We start from the raw sequence: 26484 nt of genomic DNA, 5'->3' as shown, positions 1-26484 counted from the left end.
ACGCGCCCCCCCCCGCCTTCGCTCGGCCCCGGGCCGCGGCGCGCCCGGGCGGGGCGGCCCCCCCGGCGGGCGCCCTACTACCGGAACATCACCGTCGACGGGCACCCCGCACGCATGCTGACCACCACGTTCGGCGACGGCACCGCCGTCCAGGTCGCGCTCCGTTCCGACGTGGCCGAGCGCGGCGTGCACCAGGCCGCCTGGCTGCTGAGCGGCATCGGCGCGGCGGGCGTGGTCGTCGCCGGACTGCTCGGCTACGCCGTCTCCCGGACCGGCCTCGCCCCCGTCACCCGGCTCACGGCCACGGCGGAGCGGGTCGCCGCCACCCGCGACCCGCGCCACCGCATCGACCTGCCCGCCGGGCCGGGTTCCGGCCGGCACCGGGACGACGAGATCACACGGCTCGCGACGACCTTCAACACGATGCTCGACGAGCTGGATCGGTCGGTGACCGCGCAGCGCCGGCTGATCGCCGACGCCTCGCACGAACTGCGCACCCCGCTGACCGCGCTGCGCACCAACGCCGAACTCCTCACCCGCGCCGACCGTCTGCCCGCCGACCGGCGCGAGCGGGCGGCCGGCGCCCTGGTCCGGCAGCTGGAGGACGTCACCACCCTGGTGAACGACCTCATCGAGCTGGCCCGGGACGAGGAACCGCAGCCGCTCCTCGAACAGATCGACCTCGCCGCGCTCACCCGGCACACCGTGACCCGCGCCCGCGAACGCTGGCCCGGCATCACCTTCACCCTGGACGTCACCGGCCGCGCGGCCGGCCTGCTGCGTCCCGGCATCCCGGCCCGGCTGGCCCGGCTGCTCGGCAACCTGCTGGACAACGGGGCCAAGTTCAGCCCGCCCGGCGGCACGGTCGAGGTCGTCCTGACCGAGCGGGAGCTGACCGTGCGCGATCACGGCCCCGGCATCGCCGACCAGGACCTGCCGCACATCTTCGACCGCTTCTACCGGGCACCGTCCGCCCGCGCACTGCCCGGTTCGGGCCTCGGGCTGGCCATGGCCCGCCAGATCGCCCGCACGCACGGCGCCGAACTCACCGCCGAGCGGGCGCCCGGAGCGGGGGCGCTGTTCCGGCTCACCCTCTGAGACCCGGGGAAGTCGCTGCCCCAACTCCCTTGACTTGAAGCGCGCTTCAAGCTGAAGACTCCCTCCCGTGCCCGGACGACCGGGCGCACATGGGGAGGAACACCATGAAGTACCGCACCATCGGCACCGACCCCGCCCACCGCCGCGAGGTGAGCGTGCTCGCGCTCGGCGCGATGCTGTTCGGGTCGCTGACCGACGAGAAGACCTCCTTCGCCGTCCTCGACCGTTACGTCGAGGCCGGCGGGAACTTCATCGACACCTCCGACAACTACGCCTTCTGGACCGACGGCGGCCAGGGCGGCCACAGCGAGGAACTCCTCGGCCGCTGGCGGCGCAGCCGGGGCGTCGGCGATGAGATCGTCATCGCCACCAAGCTCGGCGCCCGCCCGCTGGCCCCCGGCACCAGCTACACCGACAACCCGGAGGGCCTGTCCGCCAAGGTGATCCGCGAGGCCGCCGAACGCAGCCGGGACAGGCTCGGCACGGAGAAACTGGGCCTGCTGTACGCGCACATCGACGACCCCACCGTGCCGCAGCGCGAGACCGTCGAGGCGTTCGGCGAACTGGTCGCGGAGGGCACCGTCGGACTCCTCGGCGTGAGCAACCAGGCGGTGTGGCGCGTCGAACGGGCCCGCGCCCTGGCGGCCGCCGCAGGACTGCCCGGCTACGAGGTGCTCCAGTACCAGCACAGCCATCTGCGGCCCCGCTCCGACGTGCCCAGCGACCTCTTCCCGGACGGCACCCTCGGTCACGCCGGTCCCGAACTGCTCGGCTATCTGCGGGCCGAACCCGCCCTGACCCTGGTCGCCTACTCGCCCCTGCTGGCCGGCGCGTACGTCCGCGCGGACAAGCCGCTGCCCCCGGACTACGACCACCCCGGCACCCCGGCCCGGCTCGCGGTGCTCCGCGAGATCGCCCGGGAGACCGGCGCCACGGTGAACCAGGTCGTGCTCGCCTGGCAGATCGGCGCGGAGCTGCCGGTCGTCCCGCTGGCCGGCGCCTCCTCGGTGGCCCAGCTGGAGGAGAACCTGGCCGCAGTCGACCTGGAACTGACGGGGGACCAGCGGGCCCGGCTGGACGCGGCCCACTGATCCGCGTCAGGTCCTGACCAGCAGCTGGAAGTCGAACGCGTACCGGGACGCGCGGTAGATGTGCGTCCCGTACTCGACCGGCCGCCCGGTGTCGTCGTACGCCGTGCGCTGCATGGTCAGCAGCGCGGCGCCCTCCCGCTCGTCGAGGCGCTCGGCCTCCTCGCGGGTGGCGATGCGGGCGCCGACGGTCTGGCGGGCGCTGTGCAGGGTGATCCCGGACGCGCGCATCAGCCGGTACAGGCCGGTCGACTCCAGCCGGGTGTCGTCGAGTTCCAGCAGCCCCGCCGGAAGGTAGTTGCACAGCAGCGCCACCGGCTGGCCGTGGGTGAGGCGCAGCCGCTCCAGGACGGTGACCTCGGCGCCCTCTGCGACGCCGAGCGCCGCCGCCACGTCGGCGGGGGCCGGGACACCCTCGTTGCGCACCACCAGCGTGCCGGGACCCTGCCCGGCCGCCTCCAGGTCGTCGTACAGGCTGCTCAGCTCCAGCGGGCGCTTGACCTGGCTGTGCACCACCTGGGTGCCGACGCCGCGCCGCCGCACCAGCAGGCCCTTGTCCACCAGGGACTGGATGGCCTGGCGGACGGTCGGCCGGGACAGGCCCAGCCGGACCGAGAGATCGACCTCGTTGCCCAGCAGGTTCCCCGGCGCGAGGACGCCGTGCTCTATCGCCCCCTCCAGCTGCTGGGCCAGCTGGTAGTAGAGCGGCACGGGACTGCTCCGGTCGAGGGCGAAGTCCAGGGTGCTCAGCGCGGGGGCGGTCACGGCACGTGCCCGGTCGCCGGTCTTCGCCATGGACGTACCTCCGTTGCGTAGGTGACGGGGACTCAGAGGTGGTGGCGGCGGTCGGCGACAGCGTGCTCGTACCGGGCGCGGGCGTCGGTGACGGCCTCGCGTGCGGACACCTCGGCCACCGGCACGTCCCACCAGGCCTCGGCCGGGAGGGCGTCGCGGGCCGCGGCGGTCTCGACGTACACGCACGTCGGCCGGGTCGCCGCGCGGGCCGTCGACAGCGCCTCGCGCAGCTCCCGCACGGTCTTGGCGCGCAGCACGTCCATGCCGAGGCTGGCCGCGTTGGCGGCGAGGTCGACGGGGAGCGGCGCGCCGGTGAAGGTGCCGTCGGCGGCGCGGTGGCGGTAGTCGGTGCCGAAGCGCTCGGCGCCCACCGACTCGGACAGGCCGCCGATCGAGGCGTAGCCGTGGTTCTGCACCAGGACCAGCTTGACCGGCAGGTTCTCCTGCACGGCGGTGACGATCTCGGTCGGGTTCATCAGGTACGTGCCGTCCCCCACCAGGGCCCACACCGGGGTGCCGGGCGCGGCCTGCTGGACGCCGAGCGCGGCCGGGATCTCGTAGCCCATGCAGGAGTAGCCGTACTCCAGGTGGTACTGGCGCGGCGAGCGGGCCCGCCACAGCTTGTGCAGGTCGCCGGGGAGCGAACCGGCCGCGTTGATCACCACGTCCTCGTCGCCGACCACCGCGTCCAGCGCGCCCAGCACCTGCGTCTGGGTCGGTACGGCGCTGTCGTCGTCGGCGCGGAAGGCCGCCCGCACCGTCTCCTCCCAGCGGGTCCGGCCGGCCCGGTACTCGTCCTCGTACGACGACGGCACCCGGTGGCCGGACAGCGCCTCGGTCAGCGCCGTGAGCCCGGCCCGCGCGTCGCAGACCAGGGTGCGGGCGGCGAGCTTGTGGGCGTCGAAGGCGGTGATGTTGAGGTTGAGGAAGCGGACGTCCGGGTCCTGGAAGAGGGTGCCGGAGGCCGTGGTGAAGTCCGAGTAGCGGGTGCCGACGCCGATCACCAGGTCGGCGGTGCGGGCCAGGTCGTCGGCGACGGCGGTGCCGGTGTGGCCGATGCCGCCGAGGTCGGCCGGGTGGTCGTGGCGCAGGGCGCCCTTGCCGGCCTGGGTGGAGGCGACCGGGATGCCGGTGGCGTCGACCAGCGCCTTCAGTGCCGCCTCGGCCTCGCTGTGGTGGACGCCGCCGCCCGCGACGATCAGCGGGCGCCGGGCGGCGCGGAGCGCGTGGACGGCCTCGGTCAGCTCCTCGGGGTCGGGTGCCGGGCGCCGCACCCGCCAGACGCGGTCGGCGAAGAACTCCTCCGGCCAGTCGAACGCCTCCGCCTGCACGTCCTGCGGCAGCGCGAGGGTGACCGCGCCGGTCTCGGCCGGGTCGGCGAGCACGCGCATCGCCCGGAGCGCGGAGGCGAGCAGGGCCTCGGGGCAGGTGATCCGGTCGAAGTACCGGGAGACGGGGCGCAGGGCGTCGTTGACCGACACGTCGGCCTCGGCCGGATGCTCCAGCTGCTGGAGCAGCGGGCCGGCGGCGTGCGAGGCGAAGTAGTCGCCGGGCAGGAGCAGGACCGGCAGGCGGTTGATCGTCGCCAGGGCCGCGCCGGTGACCAGGTTGGTGGCGCCGGGGCCGATGGACGTCGTCACCGCCTGCGCGGACAGCCGGTTGAGCTGCCGGGCGTACCCGACGGCCGCGTGCACCATGGCCTGTTCGTTGCGTCCCTGGTGGAAGGGCATGACGGGGGGTGTGGGGGGTGTCCCCCCACCAGGCACAGTGCCGTACTCGACGAGGGCCTGGCCGACGCCCGCCACGTTGCCGTGGCCGAAGATGCCCCAGGTGCCGGCGATCAGGCGGTGCCGTACGCCGTCGCGTTCGGTGTACTGCGCGGCCAGGAAGCGCACCAGGGCCTGGGCGGTGGTCAGTCGGCGGGTGCGGGTGGCGCTCATGCGGACCTCTCCGGTGCGGTGTAGAGGGGGAGTCGGGGGTCGACGGCCTGATCCGGCCAGGTGTCGCGGATCCAGGCGTGCTCGGGGTGGTCGCAGATCAGCCAGGCGCGTTCGGCCTCCGGGCCCGCCATGACGTTGAGGTAGTACATGTGGTGGCCCGGGACGGCCATCGACGGTCCGTGCCAGCCGTCGGGGATGAGGACCACGTCGCCGTCGCGCACCTCGGCCAGCACGTCCGTGCCCCGCCCCTGCCCCGACGGGGAGACCCGCTGGTAGCCGAGGCCGGGGGTGCCGTCGTGATCCGCGAACTCGAAGTAGTAGATCTCCTCCAGCACCGATTCCTCGCCGGGCCGGTGCTCGTCGTGCTTGTGCGGCGGGAAGGACGACCAGTTGCCGCCCGGGGTGAGCACCTCGACCGCGATCAGCTTGTCGCACTCGAAACCCTGTCCATCCGCGGCGGCCGCACCGAAGTTGTTGACCTGCCGCGAGCAGTTCCCGGTGCCGCGCAGCTCCACCGGCACGGAGGACGCCGGGCCGTACCGGGCGGGCAGGCGGCGGGTGCAGCGGGCGCCGGTGAGGGCGAAGCGGCCGCCGCCGGTCGAGGTCACGGTCGTACGGGCGTCGCGCGGCACGTACGCGAAGTCGCTGACGCCGCTGAACACGCTGTCGCGGCCGGTGAGTTCGAAGGTGTCCTGGCCGAAGTCGTCGGCGGTGGCGACGGTGCAGCCGCCGCTCAGCGGCAGGACGATCCACTCGCTCTCGCCGCTGTCGAAAGTGTGGCTGCCGCCGGGCGGCAGGTTCAGGACACGCAGGCCGGAATAGCCCCAGCCGGCGCTCTCGGGTGTCACGTCCACGGCGTACGGGCCGTCCGCCCCCGCCTTGCCCGCTGGAAGGTGATACGTCATCGCCTACTCCTCCGCCTCTCCTCGGTCACAGCAGTCCGACGGCCGTGTCCACCGCCTGTTCGACGCTGCCCTCGGCCGGGTAGAGCAGCGAGCGGCCGACGACCATGCCCTGCACGGTGGGCAGCGTGAGCGCCTTGCGCCAGCGTTCGTAGGCGGCGCTCTGGTCGGCGGGCGAGCCGCCTATGTCGCCGCCGAGCAGTACGGCGGGCAGCGTGCTGGTCTCCAGGACCTCACCCATGTCCTCCGGGTCGTCGGTGACGGGCAGTTTCAGCCAGGTGTAGGCGGAGGTGCCGCCGAGGCCGGAGGCGATGGCGACGGAGCGGGTGACGGCCTCGGCGGTCAGGTCGTTGCGGACCCGGCCGTCGACCCGCCAGGAGATGAACGGCTCCACGAACAGCGGCAGTCCGCGCTCCGCCATGGCGTCCACGGCGCGGGCGGCGGCCTCCATCGTGGCCAGCGAGCCGGGATCGTCGTAGTCGATGCGCAGCAGCAGTTTCCCCGCGTCGAAGCGCAGCCGGGCGATGTCCTGGGCGCGGTGCCCGGTGAAGCGGTCGTCCATCTCGAAGGCGGCGCCCGCGAGGCCCCCGCGGTTCATCGACCCCATGACGACCTTGTTCTCCAGCACCCCGAGCAGCAGCAGGTCGTCCAGCACGTCGGCGGTGGCGAGCACACCGTCGACGCCCGGCCGGGACAGCGCGGTGCACAGGCGCTCCAGCAGGTCGGCCCGGTTGGCCATGGCGAGCCGGCGGTCGCCGACGCCGAGCGAGCCGCGGGCCGGATGGTCGGCCGCCACGATCATCAGCCGGCCGGAGTCGCCGATCAGCGGCCGGCGTGCCCGGCGGGCCGCGGCCTCGGCGACCGCCTCCGGCTGCCGGGCTCTGACCGTGGTGAGGTCGGGGATGCTGAGGGACAAGACGAAGCTCCGTTCAGGGAGTGGCTCGCGCGAGGAGGTCGTCGACCTCGGCCCCGGTGGGCATCGCGGAGGAGCAGGCGAGTCGGGAGGCGACGAGGGCGCCGGCCGCGTTGGCGTACCGCATGATCCGCTCCAGCTCCCAGCCGGAGAGCAGACCGTGGCACAGGGAACCGCCGAACGCGTCGCCCGCGCCGAGGCCGTTGACCACCTCGACCGGCACCGGTGGCACCTCGGCGCTGCGGCCGTCGCGGTGCACGGCCAGGACGCCCTTCGGCCCCTGCTTGACGACGGCCAGCTCCACGCCGGCCGCCAGCAGCGCCTCGGCGCAGGCCCGCGGCTCGCGGACACCGGTGGCGATCTCGCACTCGTCCACGTTGCCGACCGCGACGGTCGCGTGCCGCAGCGCCTCGGCGTAGTACGGCCGGGCCTGGTCGGGGTCGGTCCAGAACATCGGCCGCCAGTCGAGGTCGAAGACGGTGGTGCCGGCCTTGGCGCGGTGGGCGAGCGCGGCCAGGGTCGCCGTGCGGCTCGGCTCCTCGCTCAGCCCCGTCCCGGTGATCCAGAAGACGCGCGCGGCGCGGATCGCGTCCAGATCCAGCTCCTCCGGGTGGATCTCCAGGTCGGGAGCCTTGGGGCGGCGGTAGAAGTACAGGGGGAAGTCGTCCGGCGGGAAGATCTCGCAGAAGGTCACGGGCGTCGGGTAGGCGGCCACCGGTGTGGCCCAGCGGTCGTCGACGCCGAACTCCTTGAGCGCCCGGTGCAGGTAGCCGCCGAACGGGTCGTCCCCGGTCCGGGTGATGACGGCCGTGACGCGGCCGAGCCGGGCGGCGGCGACCGCCACGTTCGAGGCCGAACCGCCGAGAAACTTGCCGAAGGTCTCAACCTCCGCCAGGGGTACGCCCGTCTGCAAGGGATAGAGATCGACCCCGATGCGGCCCATCGTGATCAGATCGAAACGCGGGACTGACTCGGCCATGTGCGACGCTCCTCGGGCTGGGCGGGGGCCTGCCGCCTCCCAGGTGTATGACTCCTGGACGACGCTGTCAATAGTTTGTACTTACATTCGGACCTGTGAGTGAAATGATGTCTTGACAAAGTCTTGACAGCGGGCGCCCCAAGGACTTGTATCCGGTCCCAGCGCAACAGCCGTTCTTCTCCGGTCTGGCACACGGCTTCCCGTCGCACAGTCGCACAGTGAGGTGCAGGAAAGATGGACCGCTCTTCGCACGCCCGCTCCCGCAGATTCGCCCCTGCCGTGGCCCTCGCCGCCGCCGCGGCCCTGACCCTCGCCGGCTGTTCCAGCAGCTCGGGCGGGAAGAAGGCCGACGAGGAGGGGGGCTCGGGCGCCTCCGCGGGCAAGGCGAACACCCCCCGTATGACCGTCGCCCTGGTCACCCATCAGGCGCCCGGCGACACCTTCTGGGACATCGTCCGCAAGGGCGCCGAGGCCGCGGCCGCCAAGGACAACGTCAAGCTCGTCTACTCCGCCGACCCGAACGCGGGCAACCAGGCCAACCTGGTGCAGAACGCGATCGACCAGAAGGTCGACGGCATCGCCGTCACCCTCGCCAAGCCGGACGCCCTGAAGAGTGTCCTCGGCAAGGCGGAGAAGGCCGGCATACCCGTCGTCGGGCTCAACTCCGGCCTGGCGGACTGGAAGAAGCTCGGCCTGATGGAGTTCTTCGGCCAGGACGAGACCGTGGCCGGCGAGGCGCTCGGCAAGCGGCTCAACGAGGACGGCGCCAAGAACGCCGTCTGTGTGATCCACGAGCAGGGCAACGTCGGCCTGACCCAGCGCTGCGAGGGCGTGAAGAAGACCTTCGAGGGGTCGATCGAGAACCTCTACGTCAACGGCACCGACATGCCCTCGGTGAAGTCGACCGTCACCGCCAAGCTCAAGCAGGACGGCGACATCGACCACCTCGTCACGCTCGGCGCCCCCTTCGCCATGACGGCCGTGCAGGCCGTGGACGAGTCCGGCAGCGAGGCCAAGGTCGCCACCTTCGACCTCAACAAGCAGCTGACCGGCGCCATCGAGAAGGGCGACATCGAGTTCGCCGTCGACCAGCAGCCCTACCTCCAGGGCTACCTGGCCGTCGACGGCCTGTGGCTCTACAAGAACAACGGCAACTACAGCGGCGGCGGTGAGCAGCCCGTGCTGACCGGCCCGGCCTTCGTCGACAAGTCCAACGTGAAGGCCGTCGCCGAGTTCGCCTCGAAGGGCACCCGGTGATGAGCATGGCCCAACAGGCTGAGCCGGCGGTTACCACACCGCCGGCTCCCGGCCCCGAGGAGACCGACGGGCGGACCCGCGAGCGCTCGGTGGCGCTGCGGGTGCTCGCCCGGCCCGAGGTCGGGGTCTTCCTCGGCGCCGTCGCCGTGTTCGTCTTCTTCCTGATCGCCGCCCCCTCGGTCCGCGACGGCGGCTCCATGGCGACGGTCCTCTACCAGTCGTCCACCATCGGCATCATGGCGCTGCCGGTGGCCCTGCTGATGATCGGCGGCGAGTTCGACCTGTCGGCCGGTGTCGCCGTGGTCGCCTCCGCGCTCACCGCGGGCATGCTCAGCTACCAGCTGACCGTGAACGTCTGGATGGGCGTGATCGTCGCTCTCGTGGTCTCTCTCGCGGTCGGCGCGTTCAACGGCTGGGTGCTGATGAAGACCGGCCTGCCGAGCTTCCTGGTGACGCTCGCCACCTTCCTGATCCTCCAGGGCGTCAACCTCGCCGTCACCAAACTCGTCACCGGCAACGTTGCCACCGACGACATCAGCGACATGGACGGCTTCGACCAGGCCAAGGCCGTCTTCGCCTCGTCCTTCGACGTCGGCGGGGTCGAGGTGAAGATCACCGTGTTCTACTGGCTGGTCTTCGCGGCCCTGGCCACCTGGGTGCTGCTCCGCACCAAGTACGGCAACTGGATCTTCGCGGTCGGCGGCAGCAAGGAGTCCGCCCGCGCGGTCGGTGTGCCCGTCACCTTCACCAAGATCACGCTGTTCATGCTGGTCGGCTTCGGCGCCTGGTTCGTCGGCATGCACCAGCTGTTCTCCTTCAACACCGTGCAGTCCGGCGAGGGCGTCGGCCAGGAGCTGATCTACATCGCCGCGGCCGTGATCGGCGGCTGTCTGCTCACCGGCGGCTACGGTTCCGCCATCGGCCCGGTCTTCGGCGCCTTCATGTTCGGCATGGTGAACCAGGGCATCGTCTTCGCCGGCTGGAACCCCGACTGGTTCAAGGCCTTCCTCGGCGTGATGCTGCTCGGCGCCGTCCTGATCAACCTGTACGTCCGCCGCGCGGCGACCCGGAGGTGACGGAAATGACCACCAAGACCCCCGGCACCCACGGTGCCGTCCGCACGGACCCCGCCCCCGGGCAGGACGGCCCGATCGTCGAACTGCGCGGCACGGGCAAGGCGTACGGGAACATCCGCGCCCTGCACGGCGTCGACCTCGCCGTCCACCCCGGCCGGGTGACCTGCGTGCTCGGCGACAACGGCGCCGGCAAGTCCACCCTCATCAAGATCATCTCCGGGCTGCACCAGCACACCGAGGGTGAGTTCCTCGTCGACGGCGAGCCGGTGCGCTTCACGACCCCGCGCGACGCCCTCGCGCGCGGCATCGCCACGGTCTACCAGGACCTCGCCACCATCCCGCTGATGCCGGTGTGGCGGAACTTCTTCCTCGGCTCCGAGATGACCAAGGGCCCCTGGCCCGTGCGCCGCCTCGACATCGCCCGCATGAAGCGGACCGCCGACGAGGAACTGCGCAACATGGGCATCGTCCTGGACGACCTGGAACAGCCCATCGGCACCCTCTCCGGCGGCCAGCGCCAGAGCGTCGCCATCGCCCGCGCCGTCTACTTCGGCGCCCGCGTCCTCATCCTCGACGAGCCCACCGCCGCCCTCGGCGTCAAGCAGTCCGGCGTGGTCCTCAAGTACATCGCCGCAGCCCGCGAGCGCGGCCTCGGCGTCATCTTCATCACCCACAACCCCCACCACGCCTACATGGTCGGCGACCACTTCAGCGTGCTGCGCCTCGGCACCCTCGAACTCAGCGCCGCCCGCGCCGGTATCACCCTCGAACAGCTCACCAACCACATGGCGGGCGGCGCCGAACTGGCCGCCCTCAAGCACGAGCTGGCCCAGGTCGGCGGGGTCGACGTCGAGGCGCTGCCGGACGAGGAGCCGCAGGACATGGCGTCGCAGGACACGGTGCCGGGGGACACTCCACCCGACACCGACACCGACACCGACACCGACACCGACACCGACACCGACACGCCCCGCACCGACGCACCGCACACCGTCGAAGGGAAGACCTGACATGCCCGCTGCCCTGGACCGCATCCGCGTCGGCTCGGCACCCGACTCCTGGGGCGTCTGGTTCCCCGACGACCCTCAGCAGGTGCCCTGGGAACGCTTCCTGGACGAGGTCACCGAGGCCGGGTACGACTGGATCGAGCTGGGCCCCTACGGCTACCTCCCCACCGACCCGGCCCGGCTCACCGACGAGGTGACCCGGCGCGGACTCAAGGTCTCCGCGGGCACCATCTTCTGCGGACTGCACCGCGGCCCCTCCGAGTGGGACGCCACCTGGGAGCAGGTCGGCCGCGTCGCCGCCCTGACGCGGGCCATGGACGCCAAGCACCTGGTCGTCATCCCGTCCTTCTGGCGCGACGACAAGACCGCCGAGATCCTGGAGCCGCCGGAGCTGACCGGCGAGCAGTGGACCCACCTGACCCGGGGCATGGAACGCCTCGCCCGCGAGGTGCGCGACACCTACGGCCTGGACATCGTCGTCCACCCGCACGCCGACACCCACATCGACACCGAGGAGCACGTCGAGCGCTTCCTCGACGCCACCGACTCCGGCCTGGTCAACCTCTGCCTGGACACCGGCCACTACGCCTACTGCGGCGGCGACAGCGTCAAACTGATCGAGACCTACGGCGAGCGCATCGGCTACCTGCACCTCAAGCAGGTCGACCCGGAGATCCTCGCCGAGGTGCGGGCGGGCGGGGTGCCCTTCGGGCCGGCCGTGCAGCGCGGGGTGATGTGCGAACCGCCGGCCGGCGTGCCGGAGCTGGGCCCGGTGCTCACCGCCGCCCAGAAACTGGACGTGGACCTGTTCGCCATCGTCGAGCAGGACATGTACCCCTGCGAGCCGGAGAAGCCGCTGCCCATCGCCGTGCGCACCCGGAAGTTCCTGCGCTCCTGCGGCGCCTGAGGCCGACCGCGCCGGCGGGCGGGTCCCGCCGGTGCGCCACTCGGCGGGCCGTTGTCAGTGGTGCGCGCTAGCGTGCCCAGCACTGGCACTTTCGTCCCGACCCGGGAGGCGTCATGACCTCGCGACTCAACCCCTACCTCACCTTCGACGGCGACGCCCGACAGGCGATGGCGTTCTACGAGCAGGTGCTCGGCGGCACCCTGGCGCTGAACACCTTCGGCTCGTCCGGCATGCCCGACCCCGCCTACGCCGACAAGATCATGCACGGCATGCTGGAGACCCCCAGCGGCTTCACCCTGATGGGCGCCGACACCCCGCCCGGGATGGACCACGCGCCGGGCAACAACTTCTCGGTGAGCCTCAGCGGCGACGACACGGCCGAGCTGCGCGGCTACTGGGAGAAGCTGTCGGCCGGCGGCTCCGTCTCCGTGCCGCTGGAGAAGCAGATGTGGGGCGACGTCTTCGGCATGTGCACGGACCGGTTCGGCATCCCCTGGATGGTGAACATCAGCGAGCCGACGGGCTGACCCCGCCGGCTCGTCGGCCTTCTCGTCCCGCCGTGAGCGCTCGGCTCAGCCCCGCCGCACCTCCGCGATCGTCACGGGGCGGTGCTCGCGCAGCGACAGCGTGCACGCCTCGGCGATCCACCCCGCCTCCAGCGCGTCCTCGATCGTGCAGGGCGAGGGGCGCCCGCCCGCGACGACCTCGGTGAACGCGCCGAGTTCGGCGCGGTAGGCGGCGGCGAACCGGTCCATGAAGAAGTCGTGCGGCGTGCCCGCCGGGAAGGTCACGCCGGGCTCGACCGAGCGCAGCGGCAGCCTGTCCTCCAGGCCGACGGCGATGGAGTCCGCGAAGCCGTGGATCTCCATGCGGACGTCGTGACCACGCGCGTTGTGACGGCTGTTGGAGACCACGGCGATCGTGCCGTCGTCCAGGGTGAGGACCGCGCCGGTCGTGTCGGCGTCGCCCGCCTCCCTGATGTACTCGGCACCCCGGTTGCCGCCGACGGCGTACACCTCGGTCACCTCGCGGCCGGTCACCCAGCGGATGATGTCGAAGTCGTGCACCGAGCAGTCCCGGAAGATGCCCCCGGAGGCGGCGACGTACGCGGCGGGCGGCGGCGCCGGGTCCAGCGTGGTCGACCGCACCGTGTGCAGCTTGCCCAGCTCGCCCCCCAGCACCGCCTCCCGCGCGGCGGCGAATCCGGCGTCGAAGCGCCGGTTGAAGCCGATCTGCACCGGCACGTCGCGGCCCGCGACCGCCTTGAGCACGTCGACGCCCTCCGCCATGGTCCGGGCGACGGGCTTCTCGCAGAAGACCGGCACGCCGGCCTCGACGGCGGCCACGATCAGCTCGGGGTGGGCGTCGGTCGCCGCGGCGACCACCACACCGTCCACGCCGGCGGCCAGCACCGCCTCCGGCGAGGCGGCGACCTCGGCGCCGAACCGGTCGGCGGCGGCCCGCGCGGCGTCCGCGAACGGGTCGGCGACGACCAGCGAGTCGACGGCGGCGAGTCCGGAGAGGGTCTCGGCGTGGAAGGCGCCGATGCGGCCGAGGCCGAGGATTCCGATACGCATGTTCTTCGCTGCTCCTTGTGCGTGGTTGCCGCGGCCGGTACTCGGTCGAGTCCGCACGGCACGTTCTGGTCCCGTTCCCACTCTCAGCTCTCGCGCCGCGCGCCGGCGGCCCGCAGTTCCTCGCGCAGCGCCTCGGGGGTCCACCGCTCGCCCAGCGCCCGCCGTACGACGTCCGCCTGCGAGGGCGGGGCCAGTCCGTCGACCGGCGGGTCACGGTCGAGGTTGGTGGGGAAGGGGTAGCCCTCGGCGCTCGCGGCGATCACGTTCTCCAGCCACCGCTCGTCCACGCCCCGGGCCCGGCGCTCCAGCAGCACGGGATAGACGGCGTTCACCACGGCCTCCCGGTCCACGCTCTCCATGGCACGGCCGAACGCGGAGGAGATCTGGAGCAGGTTGGCCATGCGGCGGATGTGCGCCGAGCGGTTGGTACCGGCCGCGTGGAACAGCGCGGGGCTGAAGAAGACCGCGTCGCCCTTGGCGAGAGGCAGCTGGATGTGACGCGCCTCGAAGTACGCCCGGAACTCAGGGAGCCGCCAGGCCAGGTAGCCCGGTGCGTACTTCTGGGAGTGCGGCAGGTACATCGTGGGCCCGGACTCCACGGGCATGTCGCGGTGCGCGACCGCGCCCTGGAGCGTGAGCACGGGCGAGAGGCGGTGCACGTGCGCCGGGTAGGCGGCGGCGGCCTCGTTGGAGAGGAACCCCAGGTGGTAGTCGCGGTGCACGGTCTGCGCGGTGCCGCCCGGGTTGACCACGTTGATCTGTGAGGTCACCTGGTATCCGGGGCCCAGCCAGGCGCGGGCGACCAGGGCGAGCGCATCGTTGGCGTAGTACTCGGCGAAGGACTCGGGGTCGTGCAGGGCCGTCTTCTCCAGGGCGTTCCACACCCGGTCGTTGGCGCCGGGCGCGGCGAAGTGGTCGCCCGCGGTGGCGCCCGAGGCCCGCTGGGCGTCGATCAGGGCGTCGAAGACGGCGGTGGCCCGGTCCACGACCGCCGGGTCCGGGAACGCGCCCCTGAGGACGACGATGCCGGGGCCGTCGGCCAGGGCGTGGACCAGTTCGGCCGCCGTCCCCGGGTCGTCGCGCAGCCCTCCGGCCTCGTAGACGGGGACGTTCCGCTCGACCGCGACGGCCCTGGGGTGGTCGGCCGGGTCGGTGGCGCGCTCGACCAGCGCGCGGAAGGCGTCGAGGTCGCAGTCCCGTTCGGAGAGCCGGGTGCCATGGGCGGGGACGGGCGTGGCGGACATCGTCGTCCTTTCGCTGACAGGGGCGGCACGATGCTGTCATTCTTGTCCTGACAAACGGCGCGAACAACCAGCAGACGACCATCAAAAACCCCTCAGGACACAGGCGCGGGGTCTGGAGGAGCCGGTCATGGGCCATCCCTTCCCGATCAGGGAGATCGCACGTCAGGCGGGGCTGAGCGAGGCCACGGTCGACCGGGTGCTCAACGGGCGGGGCGGGGTGCGGGAGTCCACCGCGGACGAGGTGCGCCGGGCCATCGCCGACCTGGACCGGCAGCGCACCCAGGTCCGGCTGGTCGGCCGCACCTTCATGATCGACATCGTGATGCAGTCCCCGGAACGCTTCTCCACCGCCGTGCGCGCCGCCCTGGAGGCCGAACTGCCCTCCCTGCACCCCGCCGTCGTGCGCTCGCGCTTCCACTTCCGTGAGACCGGCCCGGCCGGCGAGCTGACCGCGACCCTGGACCGGATCGCCCGGCGCGGCTCGCAGGGAGTGATCCTCAAGGCGCCGGACCTGCCCGAGGTGGCCGCCGCGGTGGGCCGCCTGACCGCGGCGGGCGTGCCCGTCGTGACCCTGGTGACGGACCTGCCCGCCGCCTCCCGGCTCGGCTACGTGGGCATCGACAACCGAGCGGCCGGCGCGACCGCCGCCCATCTGACGGGCCAGTGGCTCGGCGACCGTCCCGGCAACGTCCTCACCAGTCTCAGCAGCGGCTTCTTCCGCAACGAGGAGGAGCGCGAGATGGGCTTCCGCGCCGTCATGCGCGCCCGGCACCCGGAGCGCGTCCTCGTGGAGATCGCCGGGGGCCAGGGACTGGACGCCACCCAGTACGACCTGGTCCGGGCCGCGCTGGAACGCGATCCGGAGATCCGCGCGGTCTACTCGATCGGCGGCGGCAACATCGCCACCCTGCGGGCCTTCGCCGACCTCGGCCGCACCTGCGCGGTGTTCGTCGCACACGACCTGGACCAGGACAACACCCGCCTGCTGCGCGAGCACCGGCTGTCCGCCGTGCTCCACCACGACCTGCGGCAGGACCTGCGCGAGGCCTGCCGGCTCGTGATGCGGGCACACGGCGCACTGCCGCCCGCGGGCCCGTCCCTGCCCTCCGCGATCCAGGTGGTCACCCCCTACAACATGCCGCCCGGCACCGCGGCCGTGTGACGTGCGGCGGGGACCGCGGCGGTGGGCTGTCCGCGACCAAGTGACGTGCGTGTGACCTGGGGCGGTCGGCCGCTGCCGTACTCCGCCATGGTTCGGGCTGGTTCCCGCGGGGCCCGGCGGACGGTCCGGGCGAGTCGATCGCCCGCGGTCAGGCGGGCACCTCGGGAGTGACCCAGGCGCCGCTCAGCGCCGACCGCGCCATCGCGTCCAGTACGGCGGCGCTGTGCACGGCGTCCGGCAGGCCGGCGCCGTGCGGCACGCCCTCCGCGACCGAGCGCAGGAAGCGGTACGCCTCCACCACCTTGAGGTCGTCGTAGCCCATGGCGTTCGCGGCACCCGGCTGGAAGGCGGCGAACTCGCCGTGCCCGGGGCCCACGTACACGGTGGAGACCGGCTGGTCCTGGTACCCCGTGCCCCGGCTGACGCCCAGCTCGTTCATGCGGCGGAAGTCCCAGAACACCGCGCCCGTGGTGCCGTGCACCTCGAAGCCGTAGTTGTTCTGCTCCCCGACCGAGACCCGGCAGGCCTCCAGGACACCCCGGGCGCCGGACGCGAAGCGCAGCAGGCAGTTGACGTAGTCCTCGTTCTCGACCGGCCCCAACTCGCCGCCCACGGCCCGCGAGTGTCCCGCCGTCGCGGCGGTGGGGCGGGCGCGCTGGGGCAGGAAGATCGCCGCGTCGGCGGTCAGGGACGCGATGTCGCCGAGCAGGAAGCGGGCCAGGTCGGCGCCGTGCGAGGCCAGGTCGCCGAGCACCCCGCTGCCGCCGCGCTCACGCTCGTAGCGCCAGGTCAGCGCGGACTCCGGATGGGCGGCGTAGTCGCTGAAGAGGCGGATGCGGACATGCGTGACGGTGCCGATCTCACCGGCGGCGATCAGGTCGCGGGCCGCCTCCACGGCGGGCGCGTTGCGGTAGTTGAAGCCGACCGCGCCCTGGACGCCGGCCGCGGCGACCGCGTCCGCGACCGCGCGGGCGTCGCCGGTGGTCAGGCCGACCGGCTTCTCGATCCAGATGTGCTTGCCGGCCTCCGCCATCGCCACGGCGATCTCGCGGTGCAGGAAGTTCGGCGCGGTGATGCTGACCGCGCCGACGCGCGGGTCGGCGGCCACCTCCCGCCAGTCACGGGTCGTCGACGCGAACCCGAACTGCGCGGCGGCCTCCTCGGCCCGCCCCGGCACCTCCTCGGCGACCGCCACCAGCTCCGGCCGCAGGGCGAGCCGCGGGTAGTGGTGCCGGACGCGGGCGTACGCCTGGGTGTGCACCCGGCCCATCCAGCCGAAACCGACGACGGCGACCCCGAGTGCGTCGACCATGAGAGCCCCTCTTCGGACCTGTCCGTGATCTGTCCAGGCCACCCTGGGCGGGCGTCGGCATCATGTCAACCTTTTGACAGGACAAACCTCAGGACCTCAGGAGCTGCCGAGGTTGATCGCGTACGCCTTGCGCAGCGTCTCGTGCACCGTCCACGTCGTACGGTCGCCCTCGCGCAGTACGGCCAGGTCGCCGGGCCCGACCGTCAGCGTCGGACCGCCCGCGACCTCGATGGTGGCCGAGCCGCTGAGCACGACGAACAGTTCGTCCGCCTCGGTGTCCGTGACCACGCCCGGCGTGATCTGCCAGATGCCCCGCACCTGGCGGCCGTCCGGCGACTCCCAGACCACCTTGCCGGTCACCTCGGGGCCACCGGACACGATCTGGTCGGGGGAGAGCGGCTCGGGTTCGAGTTCCGCGTCGGGCACGTGGACGACGAAGCTGTGGTTCATGCCCCGACGCTAGCCGGGGCACACGGCGGCGCGGGGGAGACAGGGTGTGGGGAAACCGGCCGGGTGCTACGACACTCCGTCAACGCGCTTCGTGTGGCGGGCGGGCGGCGCCATCGCCCTGGCCGCCGCACGCGGGGAGCGGGTCACCATCGCCTGCCTGACCTTCGGCGAGCGCGGCGAGTCCGCCAAGGCCTGGCGGGAGGGGAGGACGCCGGCGGAGATCAAGGCACTCCGCCGGGAGGAGGCCGAGCGGGCCGCCGCCGCCCTCGGCGCCGAGGTCCGCTTCTTCGACGCCGGCGACTACCCGCTGACCGCCACCCCCGAACACGCCGGCGGCATCCTCTCCGCCTACGTGGCCCTGTGGATCGTGGAGCCGCTCGGCTGGCGCGCCGCCTTCTGGGTCTGCGTGATCCCGCTGCTCTTCGTCCCCGTGCTCCTGAGGTACCTGCCCGAGTCGCTGAGCTTCCTGGTCGCCCAGGTCCGGACCGACCGGGCCCGCGAACTGGCCGTCCGTTACGACGTCGAACTCCCCGCGGCCCCCGCCTCCGCCGCCGCCCGCTGGGAGAGTCTCGCCTGCGGTTGGCCTGGTCGGACGGGTGGCGGGGAAGGTCCTGGCTCGGCCGACCGCCGGTCATGCGGTTGGCCTGGTCGGACGGGTGGCGGGGAAGGTCTTGGCTCGGCCGACCGCCGGTCCTGCGGCCGGCCCCGTCGGACCAGTGGGCGGGCAAGGTCCCCGGCCCAGCCGGCCGTCGGTTACCCGGTCGGCCCGGTCGACGGGTGGGCGGGCAGGCCCCGGGCCCGGCCGACCGTCGGTCGGCTCATCGCCCCCGGCGTGACAGCCACGCGGCCGTCAGGGCGCCGGAGATGTTGTGCCAGACGGAGAAGACCGCGGCCGGGAGTGCCGCTAGAGGGCTGAAGTGGGCCGTGGCCAGGGACGCCGCGAGGCCGGAGTTCTGCATGCCGACCTCGAAGGCCATCGCCCGGCTGCCGGGCTCACCGAGCCGGCCGAGGCGTCCCGCCCCGTAACCGAGCGCCAGGCCGAGGCCGTTGTGCAGCACCACCGCGACGAACACCAGCCCGGCGGCCGACTTGATGGCGTCCGCGCTGCCCGCCACGACCACCGCGACGATCACGGCGATCGTCAGCGCCGACAGCCAGGGCAGCGCCGGCAGCGCCCGCTGCACGTACCGCCCCGCGAGGAGCCGTACGACGACGCCGGCGAGGACCGGCAGCAGGACCGTCTTGAGGATGTCCGTGACCATGGACCCGGCGTCCACCGGAAGGTACTCGCCGGCCAGCAGCAGCGTCAGCGGCGGGGTGACCAGCGGCGCGACCAGCGTGGAGACGGTGGCGACGGAGACCGACAGGGTGACGTCACCGCGCGCCAGGTAGGTGACCACGTTGGAGGCCGTACCGCTGGGCGCGCAGCCGACCAGGATGACGCCGGCCGCGAGCTGCGGGGGAAGGTCGAGCAGGTGGGCGACGGCCCAGCCGAGCCCGGGCATGATGACGTAGTGCGCGACCAGCCCCAGGGCCACCGCCCAGGGACGCCTCACGACCCCGCGGAAGTCCTCCGGGGTCATGGTGATGCCCATGCAGAACATCACGACGCCCAGCAGGTACGGCACGGCCTCGCTCCACCCGGTGAAACTTCCGGGGAGCAGCAGGCCGAGCGCGCCGGCCACGAGGACGAGGATCGGGAAGACGGTCACGGCGCGCCGCGCGGAGCGGTCGGCGGTGACGTCGGTACTGGCTTGTTCGGGTCGTTCGGTTCGCACCGTGCGAGGTAACGCCTGGTCGGCCGCATGACGCAAAGCCGTCTCGCGATGTGATCATCGGGACGGGTGGGTGATGGCGATGGCGGCCCGCGTTCAGTCGCGGCCCATCCGGTCGCCGTCCGACACGTGCTCCACCGTCCGACCCGTCTCCGTGAACGTCCGCGTCACATGCCCCGAGGAGTACACCCACAGAATGCGCAGCGGCGTGTCCCCGACGTTCCGGAAGAGGTGGGGCACGGGAGAGGGGGTGTAGGTCGTGGCGAACCGTTCCAGCCTCGTCACCTCGCCCTCGACCGCACCTCCGCCTCGCCGTTTATGTGAGCTACCACATCTTTCTCATCAGCAGCCCCTCATCTGCTGGCAAAACACCGGCGTGAGTGGTCCAAGGGCGCGGAGAAGGCACCCGCGCTTCGGCTCCGGGATGGTGGACGCATCCGGAGCCAGCAAGGCACTCGGAGGGAGGGACTGTAAACGAACGGCTCTGGCCCGTAATCGGCTCGTTTGACAAACCCGATATTCGGGATCACGTGATGCCTTGCCAAGTGTCGGCCCCGAAGGTGCCTTTGATGTCGGAGGCGATAGTCGTGGGGTTCACCCTGGCCTCGAGCGCGTAGATGGTGGTCTTGCGTGCGCTGCGGACGCTGAGGCGTACGGGATTGTCACCCGGGTGGGCCCCGAGGATGCGCTTGAGTTCCTTGACGGACTGCTCGGTGATGCGATGCGAGGGGAGCGCGAGCCTCACGGGTGGCTCGCCACCGATTTCGGTGGACGAGGCGTCGAGGACGGACAGCTCGCGACCGAAGACGTTCACCGTCCCGTCTCTGTCTTCGATCTTGCCCTTGACGGAGATCACGTTGTCTTCGGCCAATGCGTGCTGCACGAGCTGGTAAGCGGTGGGAAAGAAGAGGACCTCGATGCTCGCGTCCCGGTCTGCGAGATTGACGATGGCCCAGTGCTTTCCCTGTTTGGTCATCTTGAGCTGGATGCCGGTGATCAGACCGGAGAGCTGTACGTCCCCGGTGGTGCGGCCGGAGGCGAGCAGGTCGGCGACGGAGCAGTCCCGTGCCCGGGAAAGGATGTGTTCGGCGCCGTCCAGTGGGTGGGCCGAGACGTAGAGGCCGAGCATCTCGCGCTCGGTCGCCAGGAGCTGCCTGCGAGGCCACTCTGCTTCGTCGATGGGAAAGTCGAGACCGAAGGCGGGTTTGCCGCTTCCCACATCGGCAAGATCCGCGAAAAGATCGTCCTGCCCGAAGCTCGCCGCCTTCTTCACGGGGATGATCGCGTCGATGGCGGACTCGTGGATGGCGGTGAGGCCCTTGCGGGAATGCCCCAGGGAGTCGAAGGTGCCAGCCTTGATCAGAGACTCCACGGCCCTCTTGTTCAGCGCGGGAAGGTCTGCCTTGTCCAGGAAGTCGGAGAAGGAGGAAATCTTCCCCTTCCGGTGGCGCCCGTCGATGATGGCCTCGATGACGTTGTCGCCGACGTTGCGTACAGACCGCAGCCCGAAGCGTACGTCGTCACCGACGGCGGTGAACTCGGCGACGGACTCGTTCACGTCCGGCTGGAGGACGCGGACGCCGTTCTTGCGGGCATCGGCGAGGTAGACCGCGGCCTTGTCCTTGTCGTCGCCGACCGAGGTGAGCAGGGCCGCCATGTACTCGGCCGGGTAGTTGGCCTTGAGATAGGCGGTCCAGTACGAGACGAGGCCGTAGCCGGCGGTGTGGGACTTGTTGAACGCATACCCGGAGAACGGGAGCATGACGTCCCACAAAGCCTTGATGGCTTCCTCGCTGCGCCCGTTGCCGCGCATGCCGGCGTGGAACTTGTCCCATTCCGCGGCCAGTACCTCCGGCTTCTTCTTGCCCATCGCGCGGCGCAGCAGGTCGGCGCCGCCGAGGGTGTACCCGGCCAGCTCCCGGGCGATGGCCATGATCTGCTCCTGGTAGACGAGCAGATGGAAGGTGTTGCCGAGGATCGGCTCCAGCGCGTCGCGCAGCTCGGGGTGGATCGGAGTGATCTCCTGGCGGCCGGTCTTGCGATGCGCGTAGTTGGTGTGCGCGTTGGCCGCCATCGGGCCGGGCCGGTACAGAGCGTTGACCGCGGCGATGTCCTCGAACCGGGTGGGTTCCATCTGCTTCAGCAGGACCCGCATGCCACCGCCGTCGAGCTGGAAGACACCGAAGGTGTTGCCCTCAGCCAGCAACCGGTACGTTCTGGCATCGTCCAGAGGGATCACGGCAGTGGACGGGTCGCCGTCCTGAGGGTCTACAGTCGCCAGGCTGACTCCCCGGTTCTCGCGAATGTTCTCGATCGCCTGGTCGATCACGCCCAGGTTCCGCAGTCCCAGGAAGTCCATCTTGATCAGGCCCATGGCTTCGCAGGACGGGTAGTCGAAGCCGGTGATCTTCACGGCGTCCGAGGCACGCATGTGCAGCGGGATGCGGTCGGTGAGCTTGGTCTTGGACAGGATCACCGCCGCGGCGTGCACGCCGGTGCCGCGGGTGAGGCCCTCCACACCGCGGGCGGTGTCGATGACCCGCTTCACATCCGGTTCGTTCTCGCACATCTGGCGGATCTCGCCGGCCTCTCCGTACCGCTCGTGGGAGGGGTCGAAGATGGCAGCCAGCGGGGCCGGCTTGCCGTTCTGGTCCGGCGGGAGGGCCTTGGTGATCCGCTCGCCGTGGGCGTAGGGGTAGCCGAGGATGCGCGAGGAGTCCTTGATCGCATTCTTGGCTTTGATCTTGCCGAACGTGTTCACCATGGCGGTGTACTCACTGCCGTACTTCTTGGTGACATAGCGGACCATCCGATCGCGCTGACGGTCGTCGAAGTCGAGGTCGACATCCGGCGGATTGATGCGTTCAGGGTTCAGGAACCGTTCGAAGAGCAGGCCCTGCTCCAGGGGACACAACTCGGTGATGCGAGTGGCGTAGGCCACGATCGAGCCGGTGCACGAACCTCGGCCCGGGCCCAGGGGGATCTTGTTGTCCCGGGCGTGGCGGCAGATGTCCGCCACGACGAGGAAGTAGGAGCTGAAGCCCATGGGGCCGATGACCGACATCTCGGTCTCAAAGCGGTCCAGGACGTGCTGGGGGATCGGGTCCCCGTAGCGCATCGCCAGGCCCTTGATGGTCTCCTTGCGCAGCCACGACTCCTGCGTCTCGCCCTCGGGCACGTCCGGGAACTGCGGCATCTCGTCGACGTAGTCGAAGACCTCGTCGTAGGACTCGATGCGCTCAGCGATCAGCAGGGTGTTGTCACAGGCTTGTGGAAGCTCCGAGAACAGACTGCGCATCTCAGCGGCGCTCTTGAGGTAATAGCCGGAGCCGTTGAAGCGGAAGCGGTTCGGGTCGTCCTTGTTCTTGCCGACGCCGATGCACAGCAGGCTGTCATGGGCGTCGGCCTGTTCCTCTGTGACGTAGTGCGCGTCATTGGTGGCCAGTAGCGGAATGCTCAGCTCCTTGGCCAGACGCAGCAGGCCCTCACGAACCTCACGCTCGATGTCCAGGCCGTGGTCCATCAGTTCGAGAAAATAGTTCTCAGAGCCGAAGATCTCCTGATAGGTCGCGGCAGCGGCCTTCGCCTTGTCGTACTGGTTCAGCCGCAGGCGGGTCTGGATTTCACCGGACGGACAGCCGGTGGTGGCGATGATGCCGTTGGGCCGTTCTGCGATCAGCTCCCGGTCCATGCGCGGTTTGCCGGCCGGGAACTGGCCCTCGTAGCTGGCCTGCGTGCTGAGCCAGAACAGGTTCCGCAGGCCCTGAGTATTCCGTGCCCACATGGTCATGTGGGTGAAGCGGCCGCCACCGGAGACATCTTTCGATCCCTCACCGTCCCCGCTCATGGCGCGACGGCCGCCTGGCCCCCAGAATTCCTGCTTGCGCACGAACCGGGAAGAGGGCGCCACGTACGCCTCGATGCCGATGATCGGCTTGATCCCCTCGAAGCCCTTCGCGACCTGAGCAAACTCGTAGGCGCCGAACATGTTGCCGTGATCGCTCATCGCGATGGCCGGCATCTTCTGACGGGCCACCTCGCCGAACATCGGCTTCAGCTTCTGCGCGCCGTCCAGCATCGAGTATTCGGTGTGATTGTGCAGGTGAACGAAGGAATCCGGCACGTGTGGGTCGCCTCCGGGGTGAGAAGGAAGCCCCTCCCGGCCAGCGGCGCGGTGGAGGCTTGACGGTGGCCGACCGACGGGGCAGCGCATGAGCAGCAGTCCCGTGGCCGCGATCAGTCCGAGACCCTCGAGAGCAGGCCCGGCAGCCAACCGGCTGCCGGGCAGCACGCTGGCTGCCACGCTGCCCGGAAAACCGCAGGTTGACTGAAGACATCAAATCGAGCGTGCAGACTAGGAATCAAACAACCGTTACGCCGCTCACACTCAACGATCAGTTGTCTCTCTAGGATGGGCGGTATGGATCTCACTGCCGTGTGCACCTTCGTCACCGCCGTGGATGCGGGACAGTTCCAGGAAGCCGCCGCCGAGCTGTCGATCACTCCACAGGCGGTGTCCAAGCGCATTGCCGTGCTGGAGAAAGACCTCGGTGTGCAGCTGTTCAGTCGCGTGGCCCGCGGAGCCCGGCTCACCATCGACGGGCAGGCGTTCCTGCCCTACGCCCGCGCTCTCCTCCAGGCCGAGGAGCAGGCGGCCGCTTCCGTGCGGCCAGGAAGCCGAGCACTGCGCGTCGACGTAATCGGCCGCCGACTCTCGGTGGCGGGACTGCTGCGGGACTTCCATCGCGTGCATCCCGAGACTGATCTTGACGTCGTGACCCTGCTCGGTTCCGACACGGCCATCGCCGCCGTTCGCTCCGGGATGATCGACGCGACCTTTCGTGCTGTGACCATGCCGGGTCATCGGCTCCCCGACGGCATTGAGGCCGCTCCGGTCTTCGACGAACCCCTGCACCTGTTCACCGGGCCGACTCACGAGTTCGCTGCCGCACGTGCTATCACTCCCGACCAGCTCGCCGGCCGCCGGATCTGGATGCCTGGCAACATGCCGGGTACCGAATGGTCCGCCTACTACGACGAACTCGCCGCTACGTTCGGCCTCACCATCGACACGGTCGGCCCGAACTTCGGCATCGAGCACCTCCTCGACACGATCGCGGACTCCTCGACGCTGGCCACCTTCATCAGCGAGCAGACTCCGCTGGCCTGGCCTGTCGGCCACGACTTGCGACGCATCCCCCTGCGCGACCCGACTCCGGTCTACCCCCATTCGCTGATCTGGCGCACCGACAACCCCCACCCTGCCCTGGCCGCCCTGCGCCACCACCTCACCTCCGCCTATCCCGGACGCCCCGACAACAGCGTCTGGACACCGAAGTGGACGCAGCGCGCTCGGCCCGCACACACATAACCGACCTGTCCGCGTTGCGGAACGAAGAGTGCCAGGGAGGCGAATGCGACCTGCACAGGGAACCTGAGAACTGGGCGCCTCCGCCTACTACCGGAGTCCAACCGCGGGCGTGGCGCGAGATACCGGCTGAGGCATCGCGTACCTGAGACACCGGTACAGGTCACGTAACGCCGTCCAGGACCGTCACGTGCTCGTCGCGGTTGTGTGAGTGCAAAGGCGCACCGGAGCCCATGGGGTAGAGGCTCATGCCGCTGGTGATCCGGTTCTCCCCGCCCACCGACGGTGTGGTGATCCCCGGATGAGGTAGGGTTGACCAGCGCGATCACGGGAATCCGCGGATCGCGCACCGGGACGTGGCGCAGCTTGGTAGCGCACTTGACTGGGGGTCAAGGGGTCGCAGGTTCAAATCCTGTCGTCCCGACGGTTGTGAAGGGTCCTCGCGGGCGACAGCTTGCGGGGGCCCTTTTCTTGATGGGCGGACGCCCTCGTGACGCGCCCCGGACGCCGGTCGACACTTCCAAGTAATCCTAGTAAACAGGTAGGGAAACATGGGGCGCCTCCTCCAGGTCACCGGCGACGAGCACCGTACGCCCGCCCCGTCCCCCATGCTCACCTCCCGCCGTCACATCGACCTGCTGCGCGTTCGCAGCGCGATCGGCGTCACGCGCTGAGCCCGCCCGGCGGCACTCCCGTGAGCGGACGCCGCCCGGAGCCGCACACGTTCACGGTCCGCCGCCCGCCTCCGCCGCGCGTACCTCCACGCGTCCCGCACCCGGGGAGAACCATGTCCGTCACACCGCTCACCCCCGCCCCGCCTTCCGGGGCCGGATCGGCCGCGACCCTCGCAGCGGCCACTACGCCGTACCGCGCCGCTACCGCCTCCACCTGTCGCCCGGCCACGACGACTGTCTGGGCATCGCCGTCGTGCACAGCCTGCTCGCCCTGGACGAGATCTGTCCGGTCACCCTCCTGGACCCGGTCCCCGACCGCGCCGACGGCGGCCACTCCGTCCTGCGCCCCCTCTACGAGGCGAGCGCCCACCACTACCGGGGTCCGGCCGTCGCGCCGGTGCTCAGCGACGGCTGGTCCGGCCGGATCGTGAGCACGTACGCGCGCGACATCATGCGCGACCTCGCCCGCTCCTTCACCCCCGCCGCCGGTCCGGTGCTGTGCCCGTGCGGTGCCGAGGCGGAGCCGGCGGCCGTCGAGGAGCTGTGCGTCCGGGCCGCCGACCCCGCGGCGCTGCCCGGCGTGCTGGACCTCCTGGAGCGGCGCCTGACCGCGCACTCCCACGTCGTCGGCGACCGGCCCACCGCGGCCGACGTCGAGGTGTGGGCGGCCCTCGTCCGCCGCGACAGCCCGGGGCACGCGGCCGGCCACCCGGCCCTGTGGTCCCACGTGCGGCGCCTGACCGCGCACCCCGCCTTCGGCCGGCACCTCTCGGGCCGTCCCACCTGACGGAAGAGCGTCGCCCGCACCATCAACGACTCTGCCCAGGCCGACACCGCCGACGGCTTCATCCTCGTCCCGCACATCACCCCGACCGGCCTGGACGAGTGGCGCGCGACCCGAGGGGCGGCGTCGTGAGCCCTCACCCCACGGAAGTCGCCGTGTCCGCCGCCCCCCAGCGG

The 26484-nt window shown here is 71.2% G+C and carries 24 protein-coding genes and 1 tRNA gene; 13 read left to right on the top strand and 12 right to left on the bottom strand.

Annotated features, from left to right (window positions below; genetic code table 11):
• Positions 1–1098 (top strand): sensor histidine kinase (locus tag ACFWR9_RS09255; RefSeq protein WP_383837966.1); only part of this gene is annotated, 1098 nt, incomplete at its 5' end.
• Between the two features lie 104 nt (positions 1099–1202).
• Positions 1203–2189, top strand: a complete 987-nt coding sequence (locus ACFWR9_RS09250) for an aldo/keto reductase (protein ID WP_383837964.1) — start codon at positions 1203–1205, stop codon at positions 2187–2189.
• Between the two features lie 6 nt (positions 2190–2195).
• On the opposite strand, the gene ACFWR9_RS09245 is transcribed toward ACFWR9_RS09250, so the two are convergent.
• From ACFWR9_RS09245 to iolC, 5 genes are read right to left on the bottom strand one after another with little or no spacing between them, the layout of a single operon-like run.
• The gene (locus ACFWR9_RS09245; protein ID WP_383837961.1) at positions 2196–2981 is read right to left on the bottom strand and encodes a GntR family transcriptional regulator; all 786 of its coding nucleotides are present in this window, start codon (positions 2979–2981) and stop codon (positions 2196–2198) included.
• A gap of 32 nt (positions 2982–3013) precedes the next feature.
• A complete protein-coding gene (iolD, locus tag ACFWR9_RS09240) occupies positions 3014–4921 on the bottom strand; it encodes a 3D-(3,5/4)-trihydroxycyclohexane-1,2-dione acylhydrolase (decyclizing) (RefSeq protein ID WP_383837959.1) in 1908 nt (635 codons plus the stop codon).
• The gene (gene iolB / locus ACFWR9_RS09235) at positions 4918–5826 is read right to left on the bottom strand and encodes a 5-deoxy-glucuronate isomerase (RefSeq protein ID WP_383837956.1); all 909 of its coding nucleotides are present in this window, start codon (positions 5824–5826) and stop codon (positions 4918–4920) included. Before iolB ends, iolD begins: the two co-directional genes overlap by 4 nt.
• Before the next feature lie 25 nt (positions 5827–5851).
• On the bottom strand, positions 5852–6739 hold the full coding sequence (locus tag ACFWR9_RS09230) for a deoxyribose-phosphate aldolase (RefSeq protein WP_383837953.1): 888 nt from the start codon (positions 6737–6739) through the stop codon (positions 5852–5854).
• A 13-nt stretch (positions 6740–6752) separates the two neighbouring features.
• The gene (gene iolC, locus ACFWR9_RS09225) at positions 6753–7715 is read right to left on the bottom strand and encodes a 5-dehydro-2-deoxygluconokinase (protein ID WP_383837951.1); all 963 of its coding nucleotides are present in this window, start codon (positions 7713–7715) and stop codon (positions 6753–6755) included.
• Between the two features lie 234 nt (positions 7716–7949).
• On the opposite strand from iolC, the gene ACFWR9_RS09220 reads away from it, so the two are divergent.
• From ACFWR9_RS09220 to ACFWR9_RS09200, 5 genes are all read left to right on the top strand, one after another.
• The gene (locus ACFWR9_RS09220) at positions 7950–8972 is read left to right on the top strand and encodes a sugar ABC transporter substrate-binding protein (protein ID WP_383837948.1); all 1023 of its coding nucleotides are present in this window, start codon (positions 7950–7952) and stop codon (positions 8970–8972) included.
• Complete coding sequence (locus ACFWR9_RS09215; protein ID WP_383837945.1) at positions 8972–10048, top strand: ABC transporter permease; 1077 nt, start codon at positions 8972–8974, stop codon at positions 10046–10048. Before ACFWR9_RS09220 ends, ACFWR9_RS09215 begins: the two co-directional genes overlap by 1 nt.
• A gap of 5 nt (positions 10049–10053) precedes the next feature.
• Complete coding sequence (locus ACFWR9_RS09210) at positions 10054–11058, top strand: ATP-binding cassette domain-containing protein (protein WP_383837942.1); 1005 nt, start codon at positions 10054–10056, stop codon at positions 11056–11058.
• Between the two features lies 1 nt (position 11059).
• Positions 11060–11962, top strand: a complete 903-nt coding sequence (locus ACFWR9_RS09205; RefSeq protein ID WP_383837940.1) for a sugar phosphate isomerase/epimerase family protein — start codon at positions 11060–11062, stop codon at positions 11960–11962.
• A gap of 113 nt (positions 11963–12075) precedes the next feature.
• Positions 12076–12489 carry a VOC family protein gene (locus ACFWR9_RS09200; protein ID WP_383837937.1) on the top strand — a complete coding sequence of 138 codons (414 nt, stop codon included), beginning with the start codon at positions 12076–12078 and terminating at the stop codon, positions 12487–12489.
• A gap of 45 nt (positions 12490–12534) precedes the next feature.
• On the opposite strand, the gene ACFWR9_RS09195 is transcribed toward ACFWR9_RS09200, so the two are convergent.
• Both ACFWR9_RS09195 and ACFWR9_RS09190 read right to left on the bottom strand, forming a co-directional pair.
• Positions 12535–13539, bottom strand: a complete 1005-nt coding sequence (locus tag ACFWR9_RS09195; protein ID WP_383837934.1) for a Gfo/Idh/MocA family oxidoreductase — start codon at positions 13537–13539, stop codon at positions 12535–12537.
• Positions 13540–13622: 83 nt separating this feature from the next.
• On the bottom strand, positions 13623–14783 hold the full coding sequence (locus ACFWR9_RS09190) for a phytanoyl-CoA dioxygenase family protein (RefSeq protein WP_383837931.1): 1161 nt from the start codon (positions 14781–14783) through the stop codon (positions 13623–13625).
• A 127-nt stretch (positions 14784–14910) separates the two neighbouring features.
• Here ACFWR9_RS09190 and ACFWR9_RS09185 point away from each other — a divergent pair, with 127 nt between their 5' ends.
• Positions 14911–15945: a LacI family DNA-binding transcriptional regulator gene (locus ACFWR9_RS09185; RefSeq protein WP_383837928.1), complete on the top strand. Its 1035-nt coding sequence runs from the start codon at positions 14911–14913 to the stop codon at positions 15943–15945.
• A gap of 148 nt (positions 15946–16093) precedes the next feature.
• Here the strand turns inward: ACFWR9_RS09185 and ACFWR9_RS09180 are convergent, their stop codons facing one another.
• Entirely contained in the window at positions 16094–17257 is a 1164-nt protein-coding gene (locus ACFWR9_RS09180) for a Gfo/Idh/MocA family protein (RefSeq protein ID WP_383837926.1), read from the bottom strand.
• 96 nt (positions 17258–17353) lie between these two features.
• On the bottom strand, positions 17354–17707 hold the full coding sequence (locus ACFWR9_RS09175; protein WP_383837923.1) for a cupin domain-containing protein: 354 nt from the start codon (positions 17705–17707) through the stop codon (positions 17354–17356).
• 46 nt (positions 17708–17753) lie between these two features.
• Between ACFWR9_RS09175 and ACFWR9_RS09170 the strand changes: the two genes are divergently transcribed.
• Positions 17754–18623, top strand: coding sequence for a PIG-L family deacetylase (locus tag ACFWR9_RS09170; protein ID WP_383837920.1), 870 nt, complete (start codon positions 17754–17756; stop codon positions 18621–18623).
• Here ACFWR9_RS09170 and ACFWR9_RS09165 read toward each other — a convergent pair.
• From ACFWR9_RS09165 to dnaE, 3 genes are all read right to left on the bottom strand, one after another.
• Entirely contained in the window at positions 18526–19485 is a 960-nt protein-coding gene (locus tag ACFWR9_RS09165) for a bile acid:sodium symporter family protein (RefSeq protein WP_383837917.1), read from the bottom strand. The genes ACFWR9_RS09170 and ACFWR9_RS09165 overlap by 98 nt on opposite strands.
• A gap of 93 nt (positions 19486–19578) precedes the next feature.
• Positions 19579–19767, bottom strand: coding sequence for a hypothetical protein (locus ACFWR9_RS09160; RefSeq protein ID WP_383837914.1), 189 nt, complete (start codon positions 19765–19767; stop codon positions 19579–19581).
• Positions 19768–20008: 241 nt separating this feature from the next.
• Positions 20009–23605: a DNA polymerase III subunit alpha gene (gene dnaE, locus ACFWR9_RS09155; protein WP_383837911.1), complete on the bottom strand. Its 3597-nt coding sequence runs from the start codon at positions 23603–23605 to the stop codon at positions 20009–20011.
• A 297-nt stretch (positions 23606–23902) separates the two neighbouring features.
• Between dnaE and ACFWR9_RS09150 the strand changes: the two genes are divergently transcribed.
• From ACFWR9_RS09150 to ACFWR9_RS09135, 4 genes are all read left to right on the top strand, one after another.
• Positions 23903–24853, top strand: a complete 951-nt coding sequence (locus ACFWR9_RS09150) for a LysR family transcriptional regulator (protein WP_383837907.1) — start codon at positions 23903–23905, stop codon at positions 24851–24853.
• 347 nt (positions 24854–25200) lie between these two features.
• A tRNA-Pro gene (locus ACFWR9_RS09145) sits at positions 25201–25274 on the top strand.
• Positions 25275–25401: 127 nt separating this feature from the next.
• Positions 25402–25524: a putative leader peptide gene (locus ACFWR9_RS09140; protein WP_383837904.1), complete on the top strand. Its 123-nt coding sequence runs from the start codon at positions 25402–25404 to the stop codon at positions 25522–25524.
• 253 nt (positions 25525–25777) lie between these two features.
• Complete coding sequence (locus ACFWR9_RS09135) at positions 25778–26311, top strand: glutathione S-transferase C-terminal domain-containing protein (protein WP_383837901.1); 534 nt, start codon at positions 25778–25780, stop codon at positions 26309–26311.
• Positions 26312–26484: the final 173 nt, after the last annotated feature.

The sequence above is a fragment of the Streptomyces sp. NPDC058534 genome (genome assembly GCF_042717365.1).
Classification (GTDB): domain Bacteria; phylum Actinomycetota; class Actinomycetes; order Streptomycetales; family Streptomycetaceae; genus Streptomyces.
This window is presented reverse-complemented; position numbering and strand designations above follow the sequence as displayed.

Bases quoted from the DNA above. Each gene is read 5' to 3' on its own strand.
- ACFWR9_RS09250 (WP_383837964.1), top strand. From the start codon at position 1,203: ATGAAGTACCGCACCATCGGCACCGACCCCGCCCACCGCCGCGAGGTG.
- ACFWR9_RS09245 (WP_383837961.1), bottom strand. From the start codon at position 2,981: ATGGCGAAGACCGGCGACCGGGCACGTGCCGTGACCGCCCCCGCGCTG.
- iolD (WP_383837959.1), bottom strand. From the start codon at position 4,921: ATGAGCGCCACCCGCACCCGCCGACTGACCACCGCCCAGGCCCTGGTG.
- iolB (WP_383837956.1), bottom strand. From the start codon at position 5,826: ATGACGTATCACCTTCCAGCGGGCAAGGCGGGGGCGGACGGCCCGTAC.
- iolC (WP_383837951.1), bottom strand. From the start codon at position 7,715: ATGGCCGAGTCAGTCCCGCGTTTCGATCTGATCACGATGGGCCGCATC.
- ACFWR9_RS09220 (WP_383837948.1), top strand. From the start codon at position 7,950: ATGGACCGCTCTTCGCACGCCCGCTCCCGCAGATTCGCCCCTGCCGTG.
- ACFWR9_RS09215 (WP_383837945.1), top strand. From the start codon at position 8,972: ATGAGCATGGCCCAACAGGCTGAGCCGGCGGTTACCACACCGCCGGCT.
- ACFWR9_RS09210 (WP_383837942.1), top strand. From the start codon at position 10,054: ATGACCACCAAGACCCCCGGCACCCACGGTGCCGTCCGCACGGACCCC.
- ACFWR9_RS09205 (WP_383837940.1), top strand. From the start codon at position 11,060: ATGCCCGCTGCCCTGGACCGCATCCGCGTCGGCTCGGCACCCGACTCC.
- ACFWR9_RS09200 (WP_383837937.1), top strand. From the start codon at position 12,076: ATGACCTCGCGACTCAACCCCTACCTCACCTTCGACGGCGACGCCCGA.
- ACFWR9_RS09195 (WP_383837934.1), bottom strand. From the start codon at position 13,539: ATGCGTATCGGAATCCTCGGCCTCGGCCGCATCGGCGCCTTCCACGCC.
- ACFWR9_RS09190 (WP_383837931.1), bottom strand. From the start codon at position 14,783: ATGTCCGCCACGCCCGTCCCCGCCCATGGCACCCGGCTCTCCGAACGG.
- ACFWR9_RS09185 (WP_383837928.1), top strand. From the start codon at position 14,911: ATGGGCCATCCCTTCCCGATCAGGGAGATCGCACGTCAGGCGGGGCTG.
- ACFWR9_RS09180 (WP_383837926.1), bottom strand. From the start codon at position 17,257: ATGGTCGACGCACTCGGGGTCGCCGTCGTCGGTTTCGGCTGGATGGGC.
- ACFWR9_RS09175 (WP_383837923.1), bottom strand. From the start codon at position 17,707: ATGAACCACAGCTTCGTCGTCCACGTGCCCGACGCGGAACTCGAACCC.
- ACFWR9_RS09150 (WP_383837907.1), top strand. From the start codon at position 23,903: ATGGATCTCACTGCCGTGTGCACCTTCGTCACCGCCGTGGATGCGGGA.
- ACFWR9_RS09140 (WP_383837904.1), top strand. From the start codon at position 25,402: ATGGGGCGCCTCCTCCAGGTCACCGGCGACGAGCACCGTACGCCCGCC.